Below are 23452 nucleotides of genomic sequence, written 5' to 3'. Positions count from 1 at the left end.
AAGGTGCCCCCATGACGAGCCAGCACCCCGCGGAGCGAACCGTGCCCGTCGAGCGGCTGCGGCTGGGGGATCACGCCTGTATGGGGCCGAGGGACCCCGAGGGGGCCGACGAGTCACCGTGGAAGGTCTTCACCGCGTACACCCGGACGAGTCTGGCGCGCGGCGAGAAGGTCCTGCTGGTCATGGACCCCGACGATCTGAGCGACGACGAGGTGGTCGCACTGCTGGACCGGGGCAGCGGGCAGGTGGCGGCGGCGCGGGACGGCGGCCAGCTGTCGCTCAGGCGCAACACGGACATCTACGTGCCCGACGGCCGTTTCCAGGAGCGGCGCACGATCGACACCTACGCCGCCGAGGTCGACCGCGCCTGCGACGAGGGCTGGGCGGGGCTGCGGATCACCGCCGACATGAGCTGGGCGCCCCGGGTCAACCTCGGCCACGACCGGCTGCTCGACTACGAGGCCTCGGTGGCGCCGCTCTTCGCGGACCCGCTGTTCACGGCGATCTGCTGGTACGACCGCCGGCGCTTCGACGACGAGCTGACCTCCCGCGTCGGCAAGGTCCATCCGCTGCGGGTCATGGAACGCCTGGACTCCCTGGACGTCACCGGCACAGCGGACGGCGGTCGGATGGCCGGCACCGCCGAGCTGAGCACCCGCAGCGAGTTCGTCGAGGCGCTGCGCGAGGCGCTGGAACACCGTGACGACTCGGGGCCCAGCCACTTCGTCCTCGACCTCCGCGACCTCTGCTTCATGGAGGCCCACTGCGCCTGGCAACTGATCAGTCTCGCCGCCTCGCTCCCGGCCGGCAGCGAGGTCACCGTGCGCTGCGGGGAACTGCTGGGGCTGGTGCTGGAGCAACTGGGCGCCGACGAGGTGCCCCAGCTGCTGGTCCGCGTGGAGGGCGAAGGGGACGAGGAGGACGCCGGGTGAGCGGGGGGCTGCGACTGCGGATGGAGTTTCGTGGTCCCGAACTCCCCCTGGTGCGCGCCCTGGTGGAGGAGGCGTCCCTGCGCGCCCGTCTCCCGGCCTCCGTCAGAGGCGCCTTCGGGCAGGCCGCGGTGGAGTTCGCCACGGACGCCGCCGCCCGGGGCGCCGACCCGAGAGTCGTCGAACTCCGCTCAGGCGATGGTGAGTTGCTCTGCGAAGTGACGTACGGCGGTGCCGTCCCCCCGCCGGGACGGCCCGAGGGGCACGGCCCGGGCCTCGCGGAGTCGCTGATCGCCGGTATCGGCGCTCCCGCCCGGATCGACGTCCGCGGCACGCCCCACGGCACCACGGTCACCCTGTCCGCCCCGCTCCCCGGCCCGCTGTCGGATCCGCCGCCCGGCCCGCTGCCCGCTCCGTCGCCCGACCCGATGCGTACGCCGCCCGCTACAGCCCCGCCCGCGCGCTGAACCAGGCCGCCACCTGACTGCGGTTGTGGAACCCCAGCTTCACCAGGATGCGTTCGACATGGCCCTCGGCGGTACGGCGGGCGATGACGAGGTGGTCGGCGATCTGCTTGTTGGTGCGGCCCTGGGCGACGAGGGCCGCGACCTGCAGTTCACGGCGGGTCAGCGGAACCGGGTCGACGACGGGGGCGGTGACGGGGGCCGAGGCCTTCGCCGACGCCAGGGCGCGGGCCGGGCCCCCGGCCGTGAGGGTGCCCTCCCGGGGGCCCGAGGAGGAGCCCCGGGCGTTCCGGCGTACGGCGGACGCCTCCCCCGTACGCGGACCGGAACCCGAGCCGTCCAGCCCGTCGTCCGCGCTCGGCCCGAAGGCCGCGCCGTCACGCCGTCCGCCCGTGCGGGAGGCCGGACCGGCGCCGTCCCGTCGTCCGCCCCTCCGCGCGGCGGCCGGGCTCTCCTCCGGCTCGCCCAGGGCGTAGGCCACCGCCTGCTCGGGTGTGAGACGGCTGCCCCGGCGGTGGGCCAGGGCGTAGGCGTGGTCGCCGAGGGCGCGGCGGGCGTGGTGTTCGGCGGCGCGGGCGCGGCCGGGCTGGAGGGCCTCCACGGGGTTGCCGCCGATGTCGTGCCAGATCCGGTCGACTGCACCGCGCAGCACGCCGGCCCGCTCGGCATCCCCCGCCAGCGCCTCGGCGGCGGCGAGCAGATCGAGTGTGCGGGCGAGGCTCTGGTGCTGGCTCACGGTGTACGGCAGCCGCAGACAGGCGCGGGCGTGTTCGGCGGCCCGGTCGTACTGCCCGGCCGACCAGTGCGCGAGGGCGAGGGTGCGCAGCGCCCAGGAGCGGGCCCACTGTTCCCCGTGCGCCTCGCAGAGGGCGACGGCCTCGGCGCACAGCGGGATCGCCTCACCGGCGCGGCCCCGGCTGACGAGGGTGCAGGCCAGTTCGACGCGGGTGAGGACGACGAAGGCGGTGGAGGCGCGGGCCCGGCCCGGGGCGAGGGCGCAGGCCGGCACGGGCGGGGGCGCGGGCACCGGGAGTTCCGCGTCGGCGTCGGCCGCGGCCCGCACCGGATCGAGGCCGGCCAGGACGGCGGCGGAGCGGCTGTGCACCAGGGACGTCAGGGCGCCCGCCCACATGGCGCGGGTCAGGGCCACATCGGGCCGGGCACCGGCGCGCAGCGCCCCGTCCATCCAGTGCCGTCCCTCGCCCCAGATGCCGCCCGCGACCCAGTGGAACCACAGCCGGGCGGCGAGCCGCAGCCCGTGCTGCGCCTCGCCGGGGGTGGTGAGGCAGAAGTCCAGGGCGGCCCGGAAGTTGTCCTGGTCGATCCGGATGCGTTCGGTGATCTCCGTCTGGTCGGGGCCGAACCACGCCTGCTCGTACTCGGCTCCGAGACGCGCGAAGTGGTCCCGGTGCCGTCGCCGGGTCTCGGTCGCCTCGCCCAGGCCGTGCAGTTTCTCCAGCCCGTAGTCGCGCAGCGACACCAGCAGCCGGTAGCGGACCTGACCGGCGTGCTCCTCCCGGACGAGGACGGACTTGTCGACGAGCCCGGCGACGGCGTCCAGGACCGCGCACGGGGCGATCCGCTCCCCGCTCCTGCCGTCCTTCCCGGTCCCGACGTCCTTCCCGGCGCAGACGGCCTCGGCGGCGGCCAGGTCGAAGCCACCGACGAACACCGACAGCCACGCCCACACCAACTGCTCCTGCGGGGTGCACAGTTCGTGGCTCCAGTCGACGGCGGAGCGCAGGGTGCGATGGCGGGGCGCGGAGGTCGGGCTGCCACAGGTCAGGAGCTGGTAGCGGTCGTCGAGGCGTTCGACGAGCTGGTCCACGCCGAGGGCGCGCACCCGGACCGCCGCCAGTTCGATGGCGAGCGGCAACCCGTCGAGGCGGCGGCAGAGCCGGGCCACGGCCTGCTGGTTCGCCTCGCCGACGGTGAAGCCGGGGACGACGGCCGCCGCCCGGTCGGCGAACAGCCGCAGCGCGGGGAAGGACTCCGCCGCCGACGAACTCGCCGCCGAACCCGTGGACGGGCTCAGCTCCTCCGGCGCGGGCGCGGGCAGCGGCGGCACCTCGAACAGCTGCTCCCCGGCCAGCCCGAGCCGGTGCCTGCTGGTGGCGAGGATCCGTACGCCCTCGGTGCCCGCCAGCACCGTCCCCGCGAGGACCGCGCAACTGCGCAGCAGATGCTCGCAGTTGTCGAGGACGATCAATAACCGTCGCTCGCGCAGGTGGTCGACGAGGATCTCCAGCGGGGGCCGCACGGTCTCGTTGCGGACGCCGAGCGCGTCGTTGACGGCGTGCGGGACGAACGCCTCGTCGCTGAGCGCGGCCAGCGGCACGAGCCACACGCCGTCCGGGAAGGCCCGTGCGACCTGTCCCGCCACATGCCCGGCGAGCCGGGTCTTGCCCACCCCGCCGGGTCCCGTCAGCGTCAGCAGTCTGCCCGCCGACAACAGCCGCCTGACATCGGCCGCCTCGTCCCGTCGCCCCACGAAGCTCGTCAGCTCCGCCGGGAAACCGGAAGGGCGCCGCGACTCCGATCCGCCCACGATGCTGGTCACGCCCTCAGTTGTGGTTCCCGTACGCGCTGTTGTAACCCCGAAGGGTAGGCAGCGGGCACGGGCGGGACGCACGCTTCATGGATTTCCCGCCTCTTCGGGTGAGGGGGCTCGCGGGTGGGCGGGCCGCGGGTCAGGCGGTGGCGGTAGCGGCGGCGGCCAGGATCGCGTCCACGGTCCGGGGCAGCGAGTCCGGGTGCAGCCACAGGAAGAGGTTGGGCTCGACGAGCTCCAACTCCATCACGCACGGCTGCCCGTCGGCCCCGGTGACCAGGTCGACCCGCGCGTAGAGCAGCTCGGGCCGGTCCGGTACGGCGGCCAACGCCCGCTCGGCGACGGCGAGTTCGGCACCAGTCGGGGTCCAGGGCACCAGGTCGGGGTGGGCGGTCTTCTCGGCGTCGTACGCCATGTCGGGCGCGAGCACCGCGCCCTTGCGGCTGGCGTGCAGGAGCCGGCCGCCGAAGAACTGCAGGGCCCGCTCGCCCTCGGTGTCGATGCCGGCCACGAACGGCTGCACCATCGCGGTGAGCCCCTCGCCGTGCATCCGCTCGACATGTGCCGCGGCGGTCTCCCGCTGGTCGGGGGTGTAGCGGGCGGCGTACCGGGCGCCCGCGCCGGAGGTGGGCTTCACGACGTACGGGTGGGCCTCGGGCAGCCGCAGGGGGTCGCCGGGTGCGAGGTAGTCCGTGGGCACGACCGGCACCCCGGCCCGCGCGAGATCGCCGATGTACCGCTTGTCGGTGTTCCAGCGCACGACCTCGGCCGGGTTGGCGAGCCGGGTGGCCTCGCCGGTCTTCTCCGCCCAGGCCACGAACTCGGCCGCGCGCCAGCTGTAGTCCCAGGTGGACCGGATGACGACCAGGTCGTGTGCGGCCCAGTCGACCGCCGGATCGTCCCAGTGCACGGACACCGCGTCGGACCCGGCCGCCCGCAGCGCCTCCACCAGCACCGGCAGATCCCGGTCGTGGTTGATCCTGGGCCCGGGATCGTAGGTGGCGAGGGCTATACGGGGAGCGGCTGTGCGGGCCACGGGAACTCCGATCTCGTATGTCCAAGGCTGCGCCCCGACGAGGGGCCCGGAAGGCGGATGTCCGCCGAGGCTAACAACCTCGGACGCCATGAGGGGAACGGGTTTCCGCGGCCCCGTCCACGCCCCGATCGCAAGACCTGCTGGTCGTGTTCCCGGGGCCCCGCGGAGCCCTACGGCGGCTCACCGCGTCGCGGGGCGGGTCACGGCACCGCCGGGCCCGTGATGAGGCGGCCGTCGCGGTCGTACGGCCAGACGTTGGGGACGCAGCCCTTCATGCCCTTGATCTGCTGCATCATCGCCGGAGCGGGCTTGCCCTTGCCGGGGCACGTGACGTGGCCGTGGTCGAGGAAGTGGCCGACCTCGTGGTTGATGATCAGGGCGCGGTAGGCCTTGACGTCGTCGGCGTAGACGGGGGTCGCCAGCTCCCAGCGCTCCAGGTTCACCATGACGTCGTCACCGGCCCGGCAGTTGTACTCGCCCCGGGTGTTCAGCCCGGCCCGGCCGCAGACGTCGTCGACGGTGCCCGGGGTCGCGACCTTGACGACGAAGTCGGCGGGACCGTCGGAGACCCGCTTGAAGGCCGATTTTCCGTCGGCGGTCCAGCCGCGCGGGTCGGCGAGGACGGCCTCCACCTCCTCGGCGACGGCGGCGGCCGACAGCGACAGCCCCTTCTCTATGTCGACCCGGTAGCGCAGCGGCGTCCCCTTCCCCACCTTGCCGCTGCCCCCGGACGCCGTGGTGAACGTGCCGGGCCCGGTCCTGGGGATGGTGATCGACCCCGAGCCGCTGGGGGAGGGCGCCCCGGAGGCGCTCGGTGCGGAACTCGACGAGGAACTCGGGGACGAGCCCGGAGAGGAACTGGGCGAGGAGCTGGGCGAGGAGGGTCTTCCGGAGGGAGGTCCGTCCGCCTGGGCGCTCGGCCCGGACGAGCGCCCCGGGCGCTCGTCCGAGGACTCGGCGGACGCGCTGCCGCCGCGCTCGCCCGCCGACTCGCCCGTCCCGCCGTTCATCCACCCCACCGCGGCGAACCCGGCGACACCGACGACCGCCACCGCCCCGAGACCGCTCCACAGAGGCGCCCTCGCTCGCGACGCGGGAGCCTTACGCCGCCGGCGGCTACGGGTCCGACTGTGGCCGCGGCCGCGAGAACGTGGTGCCTTGTGCGCGCTCATGTTCCTTCAGAGCGTGATCGGTATGTGATCGGATGCGGCCGACTCGGTCACGAAAAGATAACGGATGATCGACTGGGCTCCGTACCACCGCTTGACCTTCACCTTCGGTGAAGCCCCAGCATCGATCGCGGAACGAGGAACGCCAGGACCGACGGGACCGACGGGACCGACGGGACCGACGGGACCGACGGGACCTGCGGGACCGACAGGGGGGAAGCATGCGGATGCTGACGATCGGGGCCTTCGCCAAGGCGTGCCGGCTGTCACCGAAGGCACTGCGGCTCTACGACGAACTGGAGCTGCTGCGGCCCGCCCGGGTCGACCCCGACACCGGCTACCGCTACTACGCAGCCGAGCAGTTGGAGCAGGCCCGGCTGGTGGCCTGGCTCCGTCGGCTCGGGATGCCGCTGGCCCGCATCCGTACGGTGTGCGCGCTGGAGCCGGGCCCCGCGGCCCGGGAGATCCGGGCGTACTGGGCCGGGGTCGAGGCCGAGACGGCGACCCGACGCGACCTGGCGGCCTTCCTCGTGGACCACCTCACCCACACGTCCGAGGAGGACACCGCGATGCTCGAACTCCGTTACGCCGCCCTTTCCGACACCGGCCTCGTCCGCGCCGCCAACCAGGACACCGCCTACGCCGGCACCCGCGTCCTCGCCGTCGCCGACGGTTTCGGCCCCGCCGGGGCGCCCGCGAGCACGGCCGCCGTGGAGGCACTGAAGACCCTGGACCGCGAGACCCTCCCGGCGGGCAGTGTGCTGAACCTGCTGGAGGACGCGGTACAAGGCGCGAGCGACGCCGTACGGGACCTCGCGGGGACCGGGGACGACGGCACGACCCTGACGGCGATGCTCTGGACCGGCTCGCAGCTCGCCCTCGTCCACATCGGCGACTCACGCGCGTATCTGCTGCGCGACGGCGAACTGTTCCGGATCACCCACGACCACACGGTCGTCCAGTCGATGATCGACGAGGGTCGGCTCACCCCGGAGGAGGCCACCGCACACCCCCAACCCGCCCTGCTCCTGAAGGCGTTGACCAACGGCGAGGCCACCGCCATACCCGACCTGCGCCTCCACGACGCCCACCCCGGCGACCGCTACCTCCTGTGCTCCGACGGCCTCTCCTCGGTCGTCCCCGACCCGGCCATCCGGCACACCCTGTCCTCGACCGCCGACCCCGACACCGCCGTACGCGCCCTCGTCACCGAGGCGAACGAGGCGGGCGGCCCCGACAACGTGAGCTGTGTGGTGGCGGACGTGGTGGGCCGACCGACCGGAGAGCGGTAAGGGACCGGGAGGGCCAAGGTGAACGACCCGGCACGCCTCAGTTCGAGGAGGGGTACCAGCGGTTCGCGGCCACGAGGCGGGTGGCGTGGCGCTGGCGGGTCTTGTAGTCGAGTTGGCGGCGGATCTCGCCGAATCCGGCGTCGGCGATGCGTCGGGCGAGGCGCCGGTTGCGGAGCGTGCCGGCGACGTTGAGGCCTTCGACCACGACGGTGCCGTACTCGGCCGCCACGCTGGTGGTGAGCTGGTGCAGGGCGTCTTCGCGGAGGTTCGCCACCCGGTGATGCTCGGTGATGTCCCGTACGAGGCCGTCAGCGGTCTCGGTGGGGTCGAGGACGACCAGGCGCCGCCCCGACGCCGACAGCACGGCTTCGAGGTGCTCGACGCCGAACCGGGCCAGCCGGTCGCGGTGCTCGACCACGATCACCGCGGCCTGCGGGTCGGACAGCACCCGGTGCAGCTTGCGCCGCCGCCCGTTCAGCCCCGAACCGACCTCGGTCACGACTTCAGCGACCGGCAGGCCAAGCCCGTTCGCCCCGTCCACCACCCGTGACGCCTGCCGGTCCAAGTCGGCTTTCTGGTCGGCTGACGAGACACGACAGTACGCCACCACCCGCCCAGAGACCGCGGAGACAGCCGGAGCGGGCTCGGCGACCAGCCACGTCCCGGACGGCGCTGGGTGACGGGAACGGGCATCTTGCCGTCCTTCACCCATCGCCAGGCGTCTGGTAACTCACGCCCTGCTACCGCGCCCACTCCGAAAGCTTCACAAGATCAAGATTTCCGGGACGTACGACTAGAAGTGACCACGAATGACTAGAAAATCCGTAGCAGCTTTCACCCCCCTTCTCCACCAACGGCGCCCTGGTCTCCTGGCCGCCACACCGGACATCGACCGCGAGCGCTATCTTCCGACTGCTGATGATCTACGGAGGGATCGTGGTGGCCGTGGTACCCGCCGTGGTGTGGCTGGTGCTGGTGGTCCCGGGATTCGGGTAACCCCATCGGGGAGCCCCGTCGATCGGGGCGCCCAAGGGCAGTGCGGTACCTCGAACGGCGAGGACCGAGACGACGACCCCGCCCACGAGCAGGGCGACGACCAAGGAGTGCAGAACGTGTCCTCTCTCTTCCCGGCCCTCACCGGCGAAGCCCGAACCCCCGACCACCCCGCCCTGCGCTTCGGTGAGCGCTCCCTGACGTACGCGGAACTCTCGGCCGTGACCGACGCGCTCGGCGCCCGGATCCGCGACGCGGGCCGCGTGGCCGTCTGGGCGACACCGACGCTGGAGACGGCGGTGGGCGTCGTGGCCGCGCTACGGGCCGGCGTCCCCGCCGTACCGCTCAACCCGAAGTCGGGCCAGAGCGAGCTGGGACACATCCTGAAGGACAGCGCCCCCGCTCTGATCCTCACCGCTCCGGACGCCGAACTCCCGCCCGCGCTGGCCGACTTGGAGCGTGTGGACGTCGACGTACGGGGCCGCTCGACCTCGCACCCGGCGCGCACGGAGGAACCGGCTCCCACGGCCCCCGCCCTCATCGTCTACACCTCCGGAACCACCGGCCCGCCGAAGGGCGCCGTCATCCCCCGCCGCGCCATCGCGACCACCCTGGACGCCCTGGCCGACGCCTGGCAGTGGACTGCCGACGACGTACTGGTCCACGCCCTGCCCCTCTTCCACGTCCACGGCCTGATCCTGGGCATCCTGGGCCCGCTGCGGCGCGGCGGCGCGGTCCGCCACCTCGGCAGGTTCGACACGGGTGCCGTCGCGCAGGAGCTGTCGTCGGGCGCGACGATGCTGTTCGGCGTCCCGACGATGTACCACCGCATCGCCGAGACCCTCCCCACCGACCCGGACCTGGCGAAGGCACTCGGCCGCGCCCGCCTCCTCGTCTCCGGCTCGGCCGCGCTGCCGGTGCACGACCACGAGCGGATCGCGGCGGCGACCGGCCGCCGGGTCATCGAGCGGTACGGCATGACGGAGACGCTCATGAACACCAGCGTCCGGGCCGACGGCGAACCCCGCGCCGGCACGGTCGGAGTCCCGTTGCCCGGCGTGGAGTTGAGGCTGGTCGAGGAGGACGGGACGCCCCTCACCGCGTACGACGGCGAGTCGGTCGGCGAGATCCAGGTGCGCGGTCCGAACCTGTTCACCGAGTACCTCAACCGGCCCGACGCCACCGCCGCCGCGTTCACCGCCGACGGCTGGTTCCGCACCGGTGACATGGCCGTCCGCGACCCCGACGGCTACGTCCGCATCGTCGGCCGGAAGGCCACCGACCTCATCAAGAGCGGCGGCTACAAGATCGGCGCGGGCGAGATCGAGAACGCGCTCCTGGAACACCCGGGCGTCCGGGAGGCGGCCGTCACCGGCGCACCGGACCCCGACCTCGGCGAGCGCGTGGTCGCCTGGATCGTCCCGCAGGACCCCCAATCCCTGCCCCCGGCGGCGGAGTTGGCGACCCATGTAGCCACCCTCCTCTCCCCCCACAAGCGCCCCCGCACCGTTCACTACCTCACCTCCCTCCCTCGCAACGACATGGGCAAGATCATGAAGCGCGCACTGAAGCCGGCCGAGTGAACCGCTGTGTGAACCGCTGTGTGAACCGTGTGAACCGCTGCGTGAAGAAGAACGGATGAGTGCACAGATGAACAGCCGAAGCCACTCGGCCCGAGACGCCATCGCCCTCCTGACGGACGACTTCGCTCAACTCCCCTCCCCGCACGGGGTCGCAGCCCCCGACGGCCCCCTCGGCTGGCCCGGTTACGACGCCTCCCGTGCCCGCGCCGCCGAGCGCACCGGGGAGGAGGAGTCGGTGGTGTGGGGGCGGGCGGCCGTCGGAACCGCACAAGCGGTCCTGATCTCCTTCGAGTTCGGCTTCCTCGGCGGCTCCCTCGGCGAACGCACCGGCGACCGCCTGGAAGCGGCCCACGTGTATGCCCGCGAGCACCGTCTCCCGGTCGTCTCCCTGATCGCGACCGGTGGCAGCCGTATGCAGGAGGGCATGCGCGCTCTCACCCAACTCCAGCGTGTGGCACGCCAGTCGGCGCTGACGGGCGAGGCGGGGCTGCCGCAGATCGCGGTCCTCCGCGATCCCACGACGGGCGGCGGCTGGGCCGCCCTCGGCGCCGCTGCCGACATCGTCCTGGCCCTCCCGGACGCCCAGGTGGGCTTCGCCGGTTCCCGCGTCCGCCCCCCGGACGCGGACCCGACGGCGTACACGGCGGAGGCCCAGCTCGCGGCGGGCTCGATCGACGCGGTGGTCCCCCCGACCGACCTGCGCGACACGCTGTCCCTCTGGCTGACCCTCCTGACCACCCCGTCCACAGAACCAGCGCCCCCACCCCCCGCCCTCCCACCCGACGGCCTCCCACCGAACGCCGCCCCTCACGAGGACCGCAGGCCCTCGAAGGGCGCGGGGAACGGCGCGCCCAGCCCCCACGAACCGACAGCCGCCAGGCAACCGAACCCCCCACCCCAACAGGCGCCCCTCCCCGCCCTCCCCACCACAGGCTGGGACGCCGTACAACGCGCCCGCTCCCCCCACCGCCCCCGAGCCGAGGCCTATCTGGACGCCTACTTCACCCGCCGCGCCCCCCTGCGAGGGGACCGCGCCGGCGGCACCGACCCCGGCATGCTGTGCGGCTTCGGCGAACACGAGGGCCGGACCGTCGCCTACGCGGCCCAGTGCGGTACCCCGACCCGCCCGGCGGGCTACCGCACCGCCGCCCGCCTCATCCGCCTCGCCGACCGCCTCGGCATCCCCGTCCTGACCCTGATCGACACCCCCGGCGCCGCGAACGACGCCGACGCCGAACGCGAGGGCGCGGGCCCCGCCATCGCCGCCCTCTTCACCACCGTCGCCACCGCCCGCACCCCCGTCACCACCCTCCTCATCGGCGAGGGCGGCTCCGGCGGCGCCCTCGCCCTAGCCGCCCCCACCGACACCTGGGCCACCCCCGACTCCTACTTCTCGGTGATCGCCCCGGAACTGGCGGCCGCGATCCTCAAACGCCCGGGGGACCAGGTGCGGGCCACGGCCGACGAACTCCGCCTACGACCGCAGGACCTGGTGGAACTCGGCGTCGTACGCGGAACAGTCACCCCCGCGACGACACCCGCGACAACCACAGCGACAACACCCGCACCCGACTGACGCGAAGAGGCGCGGCCGTCCCACCCCGCCGAACCACCCGTCCAGCCGCACCCCCACCCGGCCCACCCCAACAGGCACCCCACCCCCGCCCCCCGCACGATGCAAAGGGAACCCGGAACCGCCGACCGGCGGCGGTCCGTACGGTCCGTGCTCGGGAGGATCCGCAATGACCGCGATGACCGCCAGTCTGGAGCAGCTGCGCCGCTGCCACTTCGGCGTCGACCTCGGGGCCGCGCGGACCCGGGTGTATGTGAAGGGGGCGGGCCTGGTCGTGGACCAGCCGAGCGTCGCCGCCGTGAACACCCGGACGGGCGCGCTGATCGCGGTCGGGGAGTTCGCGGAGAAGATGACGGGCCGTACGCCCGACTACATCCGGGTCGTCCGGCCCGTCTCCGGCGGTACGGTCGTCGACATCGAGATGGCCCAGCGGATGCTGCGCCAGCTGCTGGGCGACCGGGTCCGCCGCAATCTGCGCCGCAAGCCCGTGCTGCGAGCCGCCGCCTGCACCCCGCACGGCGCGGGCCCGCTCGCCCAACGCGCCACGGTCGAGACCCTGGTGGGCCTCGGCGCCCGCCGGGTGGAACTGGTGGACACCCTCATCGCGGCGGCGGTCGGCTGCGGTCTGCCGGTGGAGCAGCCCGAGGCCACCATGATCATGGTGTGTGGTGCGGGGGCCACCGAACTCGCCGTCCTCTCCCTCGGCTCGGTCGTCAGCGCGGTACGCATCCCCGTCGGCGGCGAGACCATCGACCACGCGATCGTGCAGCACCTGCGTCTGCGCCACGAACTGACACTGCCGAGCCAGTCCGTACGGCCGCTCCAGCTGGCCCTCTCCGGCAACGGCCTCACCCCGCACGGCCCCACCTCCACCGAGATCCACGGCCTGGACGTGGCGACGGGGCTGGCCCGTTCCGTCCAGGTGGACACCGCGGCCGTACGGGACGCCATCCAGACCCCCCTCACCGCCGTGGTCGACGGCATCGGCAAGGTGCTCCGCGACTGCCCGCCCGACCTGGTGGCCGACCTCGCCGACCGGGGCATCATGATGGTCGGCGGCAGCGCCCTGCTCCCCGGCTTCGACCAGATGCTGCGCCACGCCACCGGCATGCCGGTCCACATCGCCGAACGCCCCGACGTCTGCGCCGCGCTCGGTGTCGGCGCCATGCTCGACGGCCGGATCGAACCCATCAGCCTGGACCCGGTGGGCGACTGACCGACGCGCCCCGGCCGCCGCACCCCCACCGGACCGCATCGCACCGCATCGCACCGCACTGGGACCGGACCGCCCCCCGCGCCGGAGGCCGCCCCGCCCCTCCCCCAGCCCTCCCTCGCCCCTCCTCCTACGAACAGTTCTCCGAACATGCCCACGAGCGGCAGCACCCGGGGCACACGAGGGCGGTCGGCACCACGTCGGTCACCCGATCGTCGCCCCCGTGAGCCCGTGACGCCCCCACCGAACGCCCGTACGTGTCGTTCTCGCCGAAGTTCCCCGCCGCTAGGGTTACTTGGAGGAACACGGCCAGGGAGGTGAGTGCGCGGATGCCAGGGCCCGTGACCCGGATCGGTATCACCGGACACCGGGAGATCCCGGAGGCCGCCCTGTCCGCCGTCCGCTCGGGCATCCGGGCGGAGTTACGCGGCCGCCCCTCCACCACCCGGGCCCTCAGCAGTCTCGCCGCCGGCGCCGATCAGCTCTTCGCGGAGATCGCCCTGGAGAGCGGACTCCAGCTCACGGCCGTGATCCCCGGCATGGACTACGAGACCCACCTCGGCGACGACCAGGTCCGCGGCGCCTACCGCCGCCTCCTCAAGTGCTGCACCGAACGCGAGCAACTGCCGTACGAGCGCACCCACGAGGAGGCGTACTACGCGGCCGGCCGCTACATCGTCGACCACACCGACCGCATGATCGCCGTCTGGGACGGCGCCCCGGCCCGCGGCCTGGGCGGCACGGCCGACATCGTCGACTACGCACGCCTCACGGGCGTCCCGGTGACGGTCCTGTGGAGCCCGGGCGTGCTCCGCGCCTGACCCCCCGCCCGGCCGGCGTACGCCGCCCCGTCAGGACCCGAACCGCACCAGCCAGTCCGTGTGCTGCGGCGACACCAGCCGCTCCGCCTCCGCGACCGCGTCGGCCCACCCGTCCTCGCTGACGGTCGTGATCATGGTGACGCGGTGCGTGTCCAGGTCCTGTTCCACCAGCTTGTGGGCGTACGTCAGCGGGCGGTGTCGTCGCACCTCCTGCCAGGCGACGCCGGCCGCGGCGGCGGCACTGAGGACACCGGTCGGGTCCAACCGGCTGCCGATCACCCCGGTGGCCCGCGCGACGGCGGTGGCCAGGGCCAGCGCGGTCAGGGTGGTGGTGACGCCCGACCAGCGCACGGACGCCTGGTGCGCCTCTCCGGCCTTGCCGCGATACCAGTCCAGCTGTTGCAGGACCCGGTCACGGAGATAGATGTCGCGCCGGGTGGCGAACGCCTTGGCGCGCACCGTACGCATCATCGGCGTGATCTGCCCGAGTCCGAGTTCGGTGACGCTCTCGCGCGGGTCCTGCCACCCGACCTTGCGCAGCTCGCTGAGCCGTAGTTCCAGCCGTTCGGCGAACAGCGCCTCGGGGTTGACGAGCCGGGAGTGGAAGGGCCCGCCGTGCACCATGAACTGCCAGGCCAGCGACTTGACCACCTCGGCCGCCGCCCTGTGCGCCTGCCACTGTGCCCGCGCCCGCCGACGGGACACATAGAAGCCGATCACTATCGTCAGGGCGTACAGCACGGCCGCGACGGCCGAGGGCACCCGGCTCCCGACCCGCTCGGCCAGCGAAGCGGTCGCGGTCGCGAGCAGCAGGACGACCAGTTGCATCCGGACGACCTTGAAGCTTTCACCCTGATGGGTCACCGCCTTCTCATCGCACACCTGGAACAACGGGGACAGATCACGATCACTCACCGTAGTGCTGGGGCCGGGCGTCACAGCCATGCAGACCTCATACGGATACCGGGAAGCCGACGGAACGGTCATGCTCTCGTCAATCTTGAATTCGCGCCAGGCCGCCTGTCGGAGAACACGGTCGGGCGCAGGCGCCCTTTACCGTCGGAGGCGTGCGTGGTAAAGGGCGTGCATGATAGAACCATGCCCTACAGTGTCGTCCGAACCTCAATGACCAGGCCCTTGCCACGGGATCTCGTCGGCCAGGGGCTGATGACGCATTGGTCTCCTGAGGAGGACGAAAAATCCATGAACGTTCCGGGCACGAAGCCGATCCGCCGACCGGGCGCGACTCGACCGGCTACCAAGCGGACGGCCACACTCGCGACGATCGACACGCGTGAGCCCCGCGTCCAGCGGTTCACCGGTCGTGTGACCGAGGTTCGCGAGTCGCGCCCCGCAGGAGCGGGCGAGTTCAACTCGTCCATCTGACTCCCGAGCACGACATCCGAGACCCCAACCTTCTTGATCAACAAGGGCGTTGGGGTCTCGCGCCGCCTCCACGGGGGCGCGTCGGCGCGTACACTTCCGGAAAGTGACGGACTTCCGCGGCCAGCGACCGATCCAGCAACTGGTCCTCAAGGTGCACAGCCGCTGCGACCTGGCATGCGACCACTGCTATGTGTACGAACACGCCGACCAGAGCTGGCGTGGGCGGCCGGTGGTGATCGCCGAGGAGACTCTCGGCCAAGTGGCTCGCCGCCTCGCCGAATACGCGGTCGAGAGCGACCTGGAATCCGTCGTCGTGATTCTGCACGGTGGAGAACCGCTTCTCGCGGGACCGGCCCGGCTACGGCACATGTGCGCGGAACTCACCCGCGTATTGGCTCCGGTCACGACATTGGACCTGCGCATTCATACGAATGGCGTACAGCTGAACAAGCGGCATCTGGAAGTGTTCCGGGAATTCGGTGTGAAGGTCGGAATTTCACTCGACGGTGATCGGGTGGCCAACGATCGGCATCGACTGGACCGCCGAGGTCGCAGCAGCTACGACCGGGTGTTGCGGGCGATCGGGCTCCTCCGCCTGCCGGAGTACCGGGACCTGTTCCAGGGCTTGCTGTGCACGGTGGACGTGGCCAACGACCCGGTCGCGGTGCACGACGCCCTGACCGCCCTGGAACCGCCCCGCGTCGACTACCTCCTCCCCCATTCGACGTGGGACAGCCCTCCCCCCGGACACGGCAGGGGAACGCCCTACGCCGACTGGCTGCTGAAGGTCTTCGACCGCTGGGAGGAGCAGGGGCGCCCCATGCCGGTCAGAACCTTCGAGTCGGTGCTCAGCACCCTGCGCGGCGGCCCCAGCCTGACCGAGGCGCTGGGCCTCGCCCCGTCCGACCTGGCGGTGATCGAGACCGACGGCACCTTCGAGCAGGCCGACAGTCTCAAGACCGCCTACGAGGGCGCACCCGCCACCGGCTACGACGTCTTCCGGCACGGCTTCGCGGAGTTCGCCGAGCACCCCGGCGTCCGGGCCCGTCAGCTCGGCATCGCAGGCGTCAGCGAGACCTGCCGCCGCTGCCCGGTCGTCACGTCCTGCGGCGGCGGCCTCTACGCCCACCGGTACAGCGGCGAGCGAGGCTTCGACAACCCCTCCGTGTTCTGCTCCGACCTGCGGGGCCTGGTCGAGGGCGTCGCCGAGCGGATCACCGAGCGCGCACTGCACCCGGCGGTCACAGACACCGGCAGCCTCCGGCTGGCCCAACTGGAGCTCAACCGGAGTCTGTTGGCCCGCGTGAACGCCGAGCTGTCCGGTCACCCCGACTGGGTCGCGACCTGGGACCTGCTGGTCGAGCTGGACTCCGACGCCGTCACCGCGCCCCACCTCGACACCGTTCTCGCCCACCCGTATCTGCGTACCGCGCTGCTGCGCGCCCTGGAGGGGCACGCCGACCTCGCGCGGCTGGCGGCGTCCGCCTCGGCGGCGGCCGTGCTCGCGGCGAGGGAAGCCGCCCTCACCTGGTGGCAGCAGGACCGGGACCTGTACCTCCCGACCCTCGGGACCCTGCGCCTCTCGGCACCCGGACGAGTCGAGTGCGCGATCACGGCGGACGGCCTCCAGGTGACCGGAAGAGGCCAGGACGGCGGCGAACTGCACGTCGAATGGCGCCCGTTGAAGTCGCTGAAGCCCACTGCCGGTCCGGCGCTCCTCATCGACGACGCCGACCCGTACCGCGACTGCTACCCGGCACCGGTCGCGGCCCCGCTGAACCCCAGCGACCTGGAGCTCTTCGCCAAACGGCTGCGCGCCGCGTTCGACGCGCCGGACGCACACGATCCGAGCCCACGGCCGGGCCCGGACGCCTCCCTCTGCACCACGATCACCCCCCTCGTGGCAGGCGCGGGCCTGCTGCCGGGAACGGGCACCCCGGGCGCCCTGGGGGTGGCCGTCGACTTCGAGCCCGAGGAACTGGCCCGCGAACTCCCCCTGTTGCTGCGGCGGTCCAGGCTCGCCGCCCTGCGGCAGGTCGCGGACCTGAACGTGCCCGGCACCGGCGCCGGACGGCTCCTCGACGAGGCGAGCGAGGCCATCGGCCGGGCCACCGTGTCGACCGACCGGGCCGCCCGCACCGAGGAACTGCTCCACGCCCGACACACCCTGGACCGGCTCGGCGCCCTGCCCGATGCCCAACTCACCGAGAGTGGAGTTCACTTGGCAGAGGAACTACGAAGAGAATGGGTGACGCTGCATGGCTGACGCCACTCGACCGCAGGGCCTGGCGGCCCGTCTCCGCGACGACCTGGCCGAGTGGGGCGTCCGCCCCGGAGGCGTCCTGATGGTGCACTCCTCACTGAGCGGCACCGGCCTCGCCCCCGTCGCCGTACGCGACGCGCTGCTGAGCGCCCTGGGCCCCGACGGCACACTGGTCGTCCCCGCCTTCACCCCGGAGAACTCCGACACCTCCCGCGAGTACCAGGCGTTCACGGAGGGCATGTCCGAGCGGGAGAAGGCCGAGTTCCGGGCGGGGATGCTGCCGTTCGAGAAGGACGCCACGCCCTGTCCGTCCATGGGCGCACTCGCCGAGTGCGTGCGGAGCACAGCGGGGGCCGTGCGCAGCGCCCACCCCCAGACCTCCTTCGCCGCCCTCGGCCCGCGCGCGGCGGAACTCCTCGCCGACCACGATCCGACCTGCCATCTCGGCGAACGGTCCCCGATGGCCACGCTCTACGCGGCCGACGCCCAGATCCTCCTGCTGCGCGTGGGGTTCGAGGTGTGCACCGCGTTCCACCTCGCCGAGTACCGGACCAGCCCGCCCCCGTCGACGCGGACGTACCGCTGTGTGCTGGAGGAGAAGGGCAACTGGTTCGAGTACGAGGATCTCGCCCTGTTCGACGGGGACTTCGGGGAGATCGGGACGCAGCTGCCGCGTGAGCTGTTCAGGGTGCGGGAATGGGCGGGGAAGCCCGTCCTCGTCCTCGACATGCGGGCCGCTGTCGACACCGCAGCTCTGCTCATGTCCGGATATCGCTGACAAATGACGTGAAACAAGCCATGCGGTCACGGGGGTGGTCGGGCACATTGTTGGTTCCGGCCAGATGACTCTCCGGCGGGGGAACAGAGGGCATCGACAGGCGGGGGGCGCGTGAACAGACATGTACGAGGGCGAGGCACACCGGACAACCGGCCCTACTTCTTTCTGAGCTATGCCCACACTCCGTCCGGCCCCGACAGCGGGGACCCGGACCACTGGGTGTACACGCTCTACAAGGACCTGTGCGCCGACATCCTGGCCATCACCGATCTGCCGGCGGGCACGCCCCCGGGCTTCATGGACCGGGAGATGCGCTCGGGAGAGGGCTGGCCCGTCCGGCTCAGCGACAACCTGGCGCACTGCCGGGTGTTCGTACCGCTGTACTCCCCGCGGTACTTCAGCAGCGAGGCCTGCGGCCGGGAGTGGTTCGCCTTCAGCGACCGCATACGTCAGGCCAGGGACGCCGGGGCCGGCGACATCCCGGCGATCGTGCCGGTGCTGTGGAGTCGCGTCGGCATGGACCGGCTGCCCGAGTCCGTGCGCCACCTCCAGGTGGAGCGGAACGTGTTCGGGGAGCGCTATCTGGACCACGGGATCTACGGGTTGATCAAACTCAAGCGGCTGCGGGACGAGTACGACGAGACGGTGTTCACGCTCGCCCAGCGCATCGTGCAGGTCGCCGAGGAGTCGCCGCTGCCGTCGAGCACCCCGAGACCCTTCGAGTCCACGCCGAGCGCCTTCGCTCCGCCGGGCGACGGGCCCCGCCGTATCCATCTGACCGTGGCGGCACCCGCCCGCCATCTGGTCCCGGAGTCCCGGAAGAACGGCCGCTACGGCGAGAGTTCCCTGCAGTGGAACCCCTACGGCGACGAGACTCCCCGGCCCATCGCCACACTGGCGGAGGAACTGATCCGGTCGCTGGACTACCGGATCACCGTGTCCGACTTCGACAACGAGGATCCGACCACCGACGAGCCGGCGGCCGGCGGATCCGACGAACACCCCGGGGCCGAGGAGCCCGAGCCCGGCCACCCGGCGATCCTGCTGGTCGACTGCTGGGCGGTCCTCGACGAGGACCGGCGGCGCAGGCTCAAGGCGTTCGACGCCAACGCCCGCCCCTGGGTCGGCGCGATCGTCCCCTGGAACCACAACGACGAGGAGTGTCACGGCGCGGAAGGACGACAGGTCAAGGCGAAGCTGGAACGCACCCTCCCCCTGATCCTGGAGCGGGGGCGCCGGACCGACTGCCGGATCGCGGCCAACGGCGTGCCCTCGCTCCAGGTGTTCGCCGACGTGCTGCCGGCTCTGGCGGCGCACACGACCCGGCAGTACCTCAGGCACGCGCAGGCGCATCCGCCCGAGGGCCCACAGTTGCCACAACCCCGTCTCATGGGCCCCACCTACCCGCAGCAGCCCGCCGCGGGTTCCGATCACGGAGGAGAAGCATGACGGCCGGGGAGCGTGGACGGATCATCACCTTCTATTCGTACAAAGGTGGTACGGGCCGCACGATGGCCCTGGCCAACACGGCGTGGATCCTCGCCGCGAACGGCAAACGGGTCCTGACGGTCGACTGGGACCTGGAGGCCCCGGGTCTGCACCGCTTCTTCGAGCCGTTCCTGGACCCCAACGTGCTCGCCGCCACCTCGGGCGTGATCGACATCATCACCGAGTACTGCTGGGCCGCGACCACCGGCGCGCCCCGGTCCGGGCCCTGGCACCGGGAGTACGCCCGTGTCGAGGACCACGCCATCTCGCTCGCGCCCGAGCGCCTCAACCTGGCTTTCCCGAAAGGCGGTTCGCTCGACTTCCTGTCGGCCGGGCGGCAGAACCGCGAGTACTCGGCGACCGTGTCGTCCTTCGAATGGGACAACTTCTACGAGCGGCTGGGCGGGGGCCTGTTCCTGGACACGCTCCGCGAGGACATGAAGGCGTCCTACGACTACGTCCTCATCGACAGCCGGACGGGGCTGTCCGACAACGCGGACATCTGCACCATCCAGATGCCCGACGTGCTGGTCGACTGCTTCACCCTCAGCGGCCAGGCGCTGGACGGCGCGGCCGCCGTGGCGCACAGCGCCGAGAAGGGGTACCGCAAGCGGTGGATCCGGGTGCTGCCCGTCCCGATGCGGGTCGACGAGGCCGAGAAGGAGAAGGCCGACGCGGGACGGGCCCTGGCCCGGCTGAAGTTCGAGGGACTACCCAAAGGGGCCGACCGTCAGGATCTGGCACCCGAGGAACTGAACGCGTACTGGGGCAAGGTCGAGATCCCCTACCGCCCTTACTACGCCTACGAGGAGACCCTCGCGACCGTCGGCGACAAGAGCGGCAACGCGAACTCGCTGCTGTCCGCCTTCGAACGGCTGACCTCGGTGCTCTCCGACGACGAGGTCACCACACTGCCGCCCGTACCGGAACAGGCGCGGCTGCGCTGCCTGGAGGCGTTCACCCGGCAGTTGCCGCAGACGCAGGCCGTGGAGGTCCTGGTGGTCCACGCGGCGGAGAACCGTATGTGGGCCGAGTGGGTGGAGGGCGTGCTCAAGCGGTCCGGATGCCGCGTCACTCTGCACGACGTGGCCCTCGGCCCTCCGGAGCCCCCGGCCCCGGACACCCGCGTCCTGCTGCTGCTGTCGCACGCCTTCGACAAGTCCCGGCACGCGGGCAGAGTCCGTCAGGCCCTCACCACTGCCGCGCCGAACGCCACGACCACCCTGCCGGCCCTGGCCCGCGTCGAGGAGGTCCGGCCGACCGGCGCCTACACCGAGGTGGTGGACCTGCACCGGCTCGGCGAGGCGGACGGCGCCGACGGACTCCACGAGATCCTGCGGCTGCGGGCCGAGCCCGGGGCCCCCGCCGGGGCGGACCCGAGGTTCCCGGGCCGGGCACCCGACATCTGGGACGCGCCCCAGCGCAACACCACCTTCACCGGCCGGAGCGTGATCCTCGACCAGCTCCGTGAACAGCTCCGCGGCGGCATCTCCGTCGTACTGCCGCGTCCCCAGGCTCTCTTCGGGCTCGGCGGTGTCGGCAAGACCCAGGTGGCGCTGGAGTACGTGCACCGCTTCATGGCCGATTACGACCTGGTGTGGTGGGTCTCCGCCGAGCACATCGACAACGTGGTGGCCTCGCTCGCCGAACTCGGTTCCCGGATCGGCGCCCCCGGTGGCGAGGACATGGCGCTGGCCTGCCAGGAGGCCGTACGCATGCTGGGCCGGGGGGTGCCCACCCAGCGCTGGCTGCTGGTCTTCGACAACGCGGACACCCCCGAGGAGCTCACCCGCTTCTTCCCCACGGGCGGCGGCGGGCACATCCTCGTCACCTCCCGGAACCAGGCCTGGGCGCAGCAGGGCGCGTCACTGCCCGTCGACGTGTTCCTCCGCCAGGAGAGTGTGGAGCACCTCTCCCTGCGGGCCCCCGGCCTCAGCCCCGAGGAGGCCGACCGGGTGGCGGAGGCCGTGGGCGATCTCCCGCTCGCCGTGGAACAGGCGGCGGCCTGGCTCGCCGAGACGGCCACTCCGGTCGAGGAGTACCTCGGCGAGCTCGCCGAACAGACCACCCATGTGCTCGACCTCAACCAGCCCCCCGACTACCCCACTACGGTGGCCGCGACCTGGAACATCTCCATCGCCCGGCTGAAGGAACGTTCTCCTGCCTCGGTGCGGCTGCTGCAGCTGTGCGCGTTCATGGCACCCGAGCCGATATCCACCCGTTTGCTCAACGGCAAGGAGATGCGGGACGAACTGCGCAAGGTGGACCCTGCCTTCCAGGAGACCCTGATGGTGGGCCGGGCCATCAGCGAGATCGCCCGGCTCGCCCTCGCCAAGGTCGACCAGGTCAACAACACCGTGCAGATCCACCGGCTGGTGCAGGCGGTCATCCGCTCCCAGCTCTCCGAGGACGAGCAGCGGCACGCCCGGCACGTCGTCCACACCGTGCTCGCGGGCGCCCGGCCCGACGACGACGAACCCACGGACAATCCCGAGGACTGGCCGCGGTTCGAGGCGATCTGGCCTCATCTGCGCGCCTCGGACATCCGTAACTGCGTGGAGGCGGAGCCCCGTCGGCTCCTCATCGACCGCGTCCGGTACATGTGGAAGCGCGGGGACTTCCCCGGTGCCCAGCGGCTCGCCGACGATCTGCTGACACATTGGAAGCCTGAACTGGGCGAGAACCACCGGCAGTACCTGTATCTGCGCTGCCAGCTCGCCAACGTGCTCCGCTCGCAGGGGCGTTATGTCGAGGCCGAGGAGATCGACCGGGATCTGCTGGACCGTCAGCGCCGGGTGCTGGGGCCCTCGGACGCGCACACGTACATCACCACGTCGTCCCTCGCCAGCGACTACGCGGCCCTGGGCGAGTACAGCAAGGCGGAGAAGCTGGCCCGCGAGGCACGGGAGGGCTTCAGCCGTACCTTCTACCCCTCGCACCCCCGGACACTGAGCGCGGCGAACAACCTGGCGCTGGCCCTGCGCATGGTCGGGCGCTACGACGACGCCCGGGACATCGACCAGGACACCTACTTCCGCCGCAAGGACGTGCTCGGCCCCGACCACCCCTACACCCTGTCGTCGGCCTCCAGTCTCGGCCGGGACCTGCGCGAGGTGGGCCACTACACCGAGTCGGTCACCCTGCTGTCGGGGGCGTACGAGGCGCACAAGCGGGTGCTCGGCAAGGACTTCCCCGGCACGCTCAGCTGCGCGAAGTCGCTGGCCGTGTCGCTGAGGCGGGCGGGCGTGTTCAAGGACGCGCACCGTCTGACGCAGGCGACCCGGGACCAGTACCACGCGCAGTACGACGCGCACACCCCCGACTCACTCGCCTGCGACCTGAATCTGGCGGCCGACCTGTACGCCGCCGACAAGCGGGAGGAGGCGCGCCGGATCGCGCTGGAGGCGCTGGCCGAGTACCGCAAGGTGCCGGGTGAGGAGCATCCGTACACCCAGGCCGCGCTGAACAACCTGGGTGTCTACCACTGGGGCTGCGGCGACGCGGAGGAGGCGGAGAAGGTGTTCCTGCGGGTGATGCTCCGCATGGTCGAGGTGCTGGGCGACCACCATCCCCACACGCTCTTCTGCCGCACCAACTACGCCAACGTGCTGGCCGAGCAGGGCCGCGCGGAGGAGGCGTGGGTGCTGGAGGAGCCCTCCCGTGAGGCCTTGTCGGAGGTGCTCGGTGAACACCATCCGGAGGCCCTGGCCGTGGTCGCCAACTCCACGCTGACGCTGCGCGCGCTGGGTCGGGTGACGGAGGCGGACCGGCTGCGCGAGCAGGTCTTAGCCGAACTGGCCAAGCTCAGGAGGCAGTTGGGCGAAGGCAGCGGTGTCACCCAGTTGGTGGCACAGGGCCGGCGGGTCTACCGCGACCTGGAACCACTGGCGGTGTGACGGCCCCGTGCACGGGG

General features: G+C 72.1%; 16 protein-coding genes. 11 read left to right on the top strand and 5 right to left on the bottom strand.

The features are described 5' to 3' along the window. Positions 1-11 precede the first annotated feature (11 nt). Entirely contained in the window at positions 12-932 is a 921-nt protein-coding gene (locus P8T65_RS32370; RefSeq protein ID WP_316728733.1) for an MEDS domain-containing protein, read from the top strand. After that, positions 929-1396 (top strand): ATP-binding protein, encoded by a 468-nt coding sequence (locus P8T65_RS32365; protein ID WP_316728732.1) that lies wholly within the window; start codon positions 929-931, stop codon positions 1394-1396. The genes P8T65_RS32370 and P8T65_RS32365 overlap by 4 nt, the downstream gene beginning before the upstream one ends. Here the strand turns inward: P8T65_RS32365 and P8T65_RS32360 are convergent. From P8T65_RS32360 to P8T65_RS32350, 3 genes are all read right to left on the bottom strand, one after another. Then, on the bottom strand, positions 1374-3953 hold the full coding sequence (locus tag P8T65_RS32360) for a LuxR C-terminal-related transcriptional regulator (RefSeq protein ID WP_316728731.1): 2580 nt from the start codon (positions 3951-3953) through the stop codon (positions 1374-1376). The genes P8T65_RS32365 and P8T65_RS32360 overlap by 23 nt on opposite strands. Before the next feature lie 130 nt (positions 3954-4083). Then, positions 4084-4980 (bottom strand): hypothetical protein, encoded by an 897-nt coding sequence (locus P8T65_RS32355; RefSeq protein ID WP_316728730.1) that lies wholly within the window; start codon positions 4978-4980, stop codon positions 4084-4086. 200 nt (positions 4981-5180) lie between these two features. Then, positions 5181-6032: a DUF3152 domain-containing protein gene (locus P8T65_RS32350; RefSeq protein ID WP_316728729.1), complete on the bottom strand. Its 852-nt coding sequence runs from the start codon at positions 6030-6032 to the stop codon at positions 5181-5183. A 338-nt stretch (positions 6033-6370) separates the two neighbouring features. Here P8T65_RS32350 and P8T65_RS32345 point away from each other — a divergent pair, with 338 nt between their 5' ends. Continuing rightward, entirely contained in the window at positions 6371-7441 is a 1071-nt protein-coding gene (locus P8T65_RS32345) for a MerR family transcriptional regulator (RefSeq protein ID WP_316728728.1), read from the top strand. 37 nt (positions 7442-7478) lie between these two features. Here the strand turns inward: P8T65_RS32345 and P8T65_RS32340 are convergent, their stop codons facing one another. Beyond that, the gene (locus P8T65_RS32340; RefSeq protein WP_316728727.1) at positions 7479-8153 is read right to left on the bottom strand and encodes an IS607 family transposase; all 675 of its coding nucleotides are present in this window, start codon (positions 8151-8153) and stop codon (positions 7479-7481) included. A 400-nt stretch (positions 8154-8553) separates the two neighbouring features. Here P8T65_RS32340 and P8T65_RS32335 point away from each other — a divergent pair, with 400 nt between their 5' ends. From P8T65_RS32335 to P8T65_RS32320, 4 genes are all read left to right on the top strand, one after another. After that, positions 8554-10017: an acyl-CoA synthetase gene (locus P8T65_RS32335; protein WP_316728726.1), complete on the top strand. Its 1464-nt coding sequence runs from the start codon at positions 8554-8556 to the stop codon at positions 10015-10017. A 55-nt stretch (positions 10018-10072) separates the two neighbouring features. Then, positions 10073-11593, top strand: coding sequence for a carboxyl transferase domain-containing protein (locus tag P8T65_RS32330; protein ID WP_316728725.1), 1521 nt, complete (start codon positions 10073-10075; stop codon positions 11591-11593). A 175-nt stretch (positions 11594-11768) separates the two neighbouring features. After that, positions 11769-12806 (top strand): rod shape-determining protein, encoded by a 1038-nt coding sequence (locus P8T65_RS32325; RefSeq protein WP_316731803.1) that lies wholly within the window; start codon positions 11769-11771, stop codon positions 12804-12806. A gap of 326 nt (positions 12807-13132) precedes the next feature. Continuing rightward, positions 13133-13624: a hypothetical protein gene (locus P8T65_RS32320; RefSeq protein WP_316728724.1), complete on the top strand. Its 492-nt coding sequence runs from the start codon at positions 13133-13135 to the stop codon at positions 13622-13624. Between the two features lie 30 nt (positions 13625-13654). On the opposite strand, the gene P8T65_RS32315 is transcribed toward P8T65_RS32320, so the two are convergent. Further along, on the bottom strand, positions 13655-14569 hold the full coding sequence (locus P8T65_RS32315) for a DUF4231 domain-containing protein (protein WP_316728723.1): 915 nt from the start codon (positions 14567-14569) through the stop codon (positions 13655-13657). 544 nt (positions 14570-15113) lie between these two features. On the opposite strand from P8T65_RS32315, the gene fxsBH reads away from it, so the two are divergent. The 4 genes from fxsBH (at position 15114) to fxsT (ending at position 23435) form a co-directional block, all read left to right on the top strand. Next, complete coding sequence (fxsBH, locus tag P8T65_RS32310; protein WP_316728722.1) at positions 15114-17276, top strand: radical SAM/SPASM protein FxsBH, inactivated beta-hydroxylase extension form; 2163 nt, start codon at positions 15114-15116, stop codon at positions 17274-17276. Next, positions 17269-18051, top strand: a complete 783-nt coding sequence (locus P8T65_RS32305; protein WP_316728721.1) for an AAC(3) family N-acetyltransferase — start codon at positions 17269-17271, stop codon at positions 18049-18051. Before fxsBH ends, P8T65_RS32305 begins: the two co-directional genes overlap by 8 nt. Positions 18052-18162: 111 nt before the next feature. Then, positions 18163-19500, top strand: a complete 1338-nt coding sequence (locus P8T65_RS32300; protein WP_316728720.1) for a TIR-like protein FxsC — start codon at positions 18163-18165, stop codon at positions 19498-19500. Beyond that, entirely contained in the window at positions 19497-23435 is a 3939-nt protein-coding gene (fxsT, locus tag P8T65_RS32295) for an FxSxx-COOH system tetratricopeptide repeat protein (protein ID WP_316728719.1), read from the top strand. Before P8T65_RS32300 ends, fxsT begins: the two co-directional genes overlap by 4 nt. Positions 23436-23452 lie beyond the last annotated feature (17 nt).

This window comes from Streptomyces sp. 11x1 (assembly GCF_032598905.1).
GTDB lineage: Bacteria > Actinomycetota > Actinomycetes > Streptomycetales > Streptomycetaceae > Streptomyces.
The sequence above is the reverse complement of the archived record's forward strand: the minus strand, read 5'-3'. Positions and strand labels throughout refer to the sequence as shown.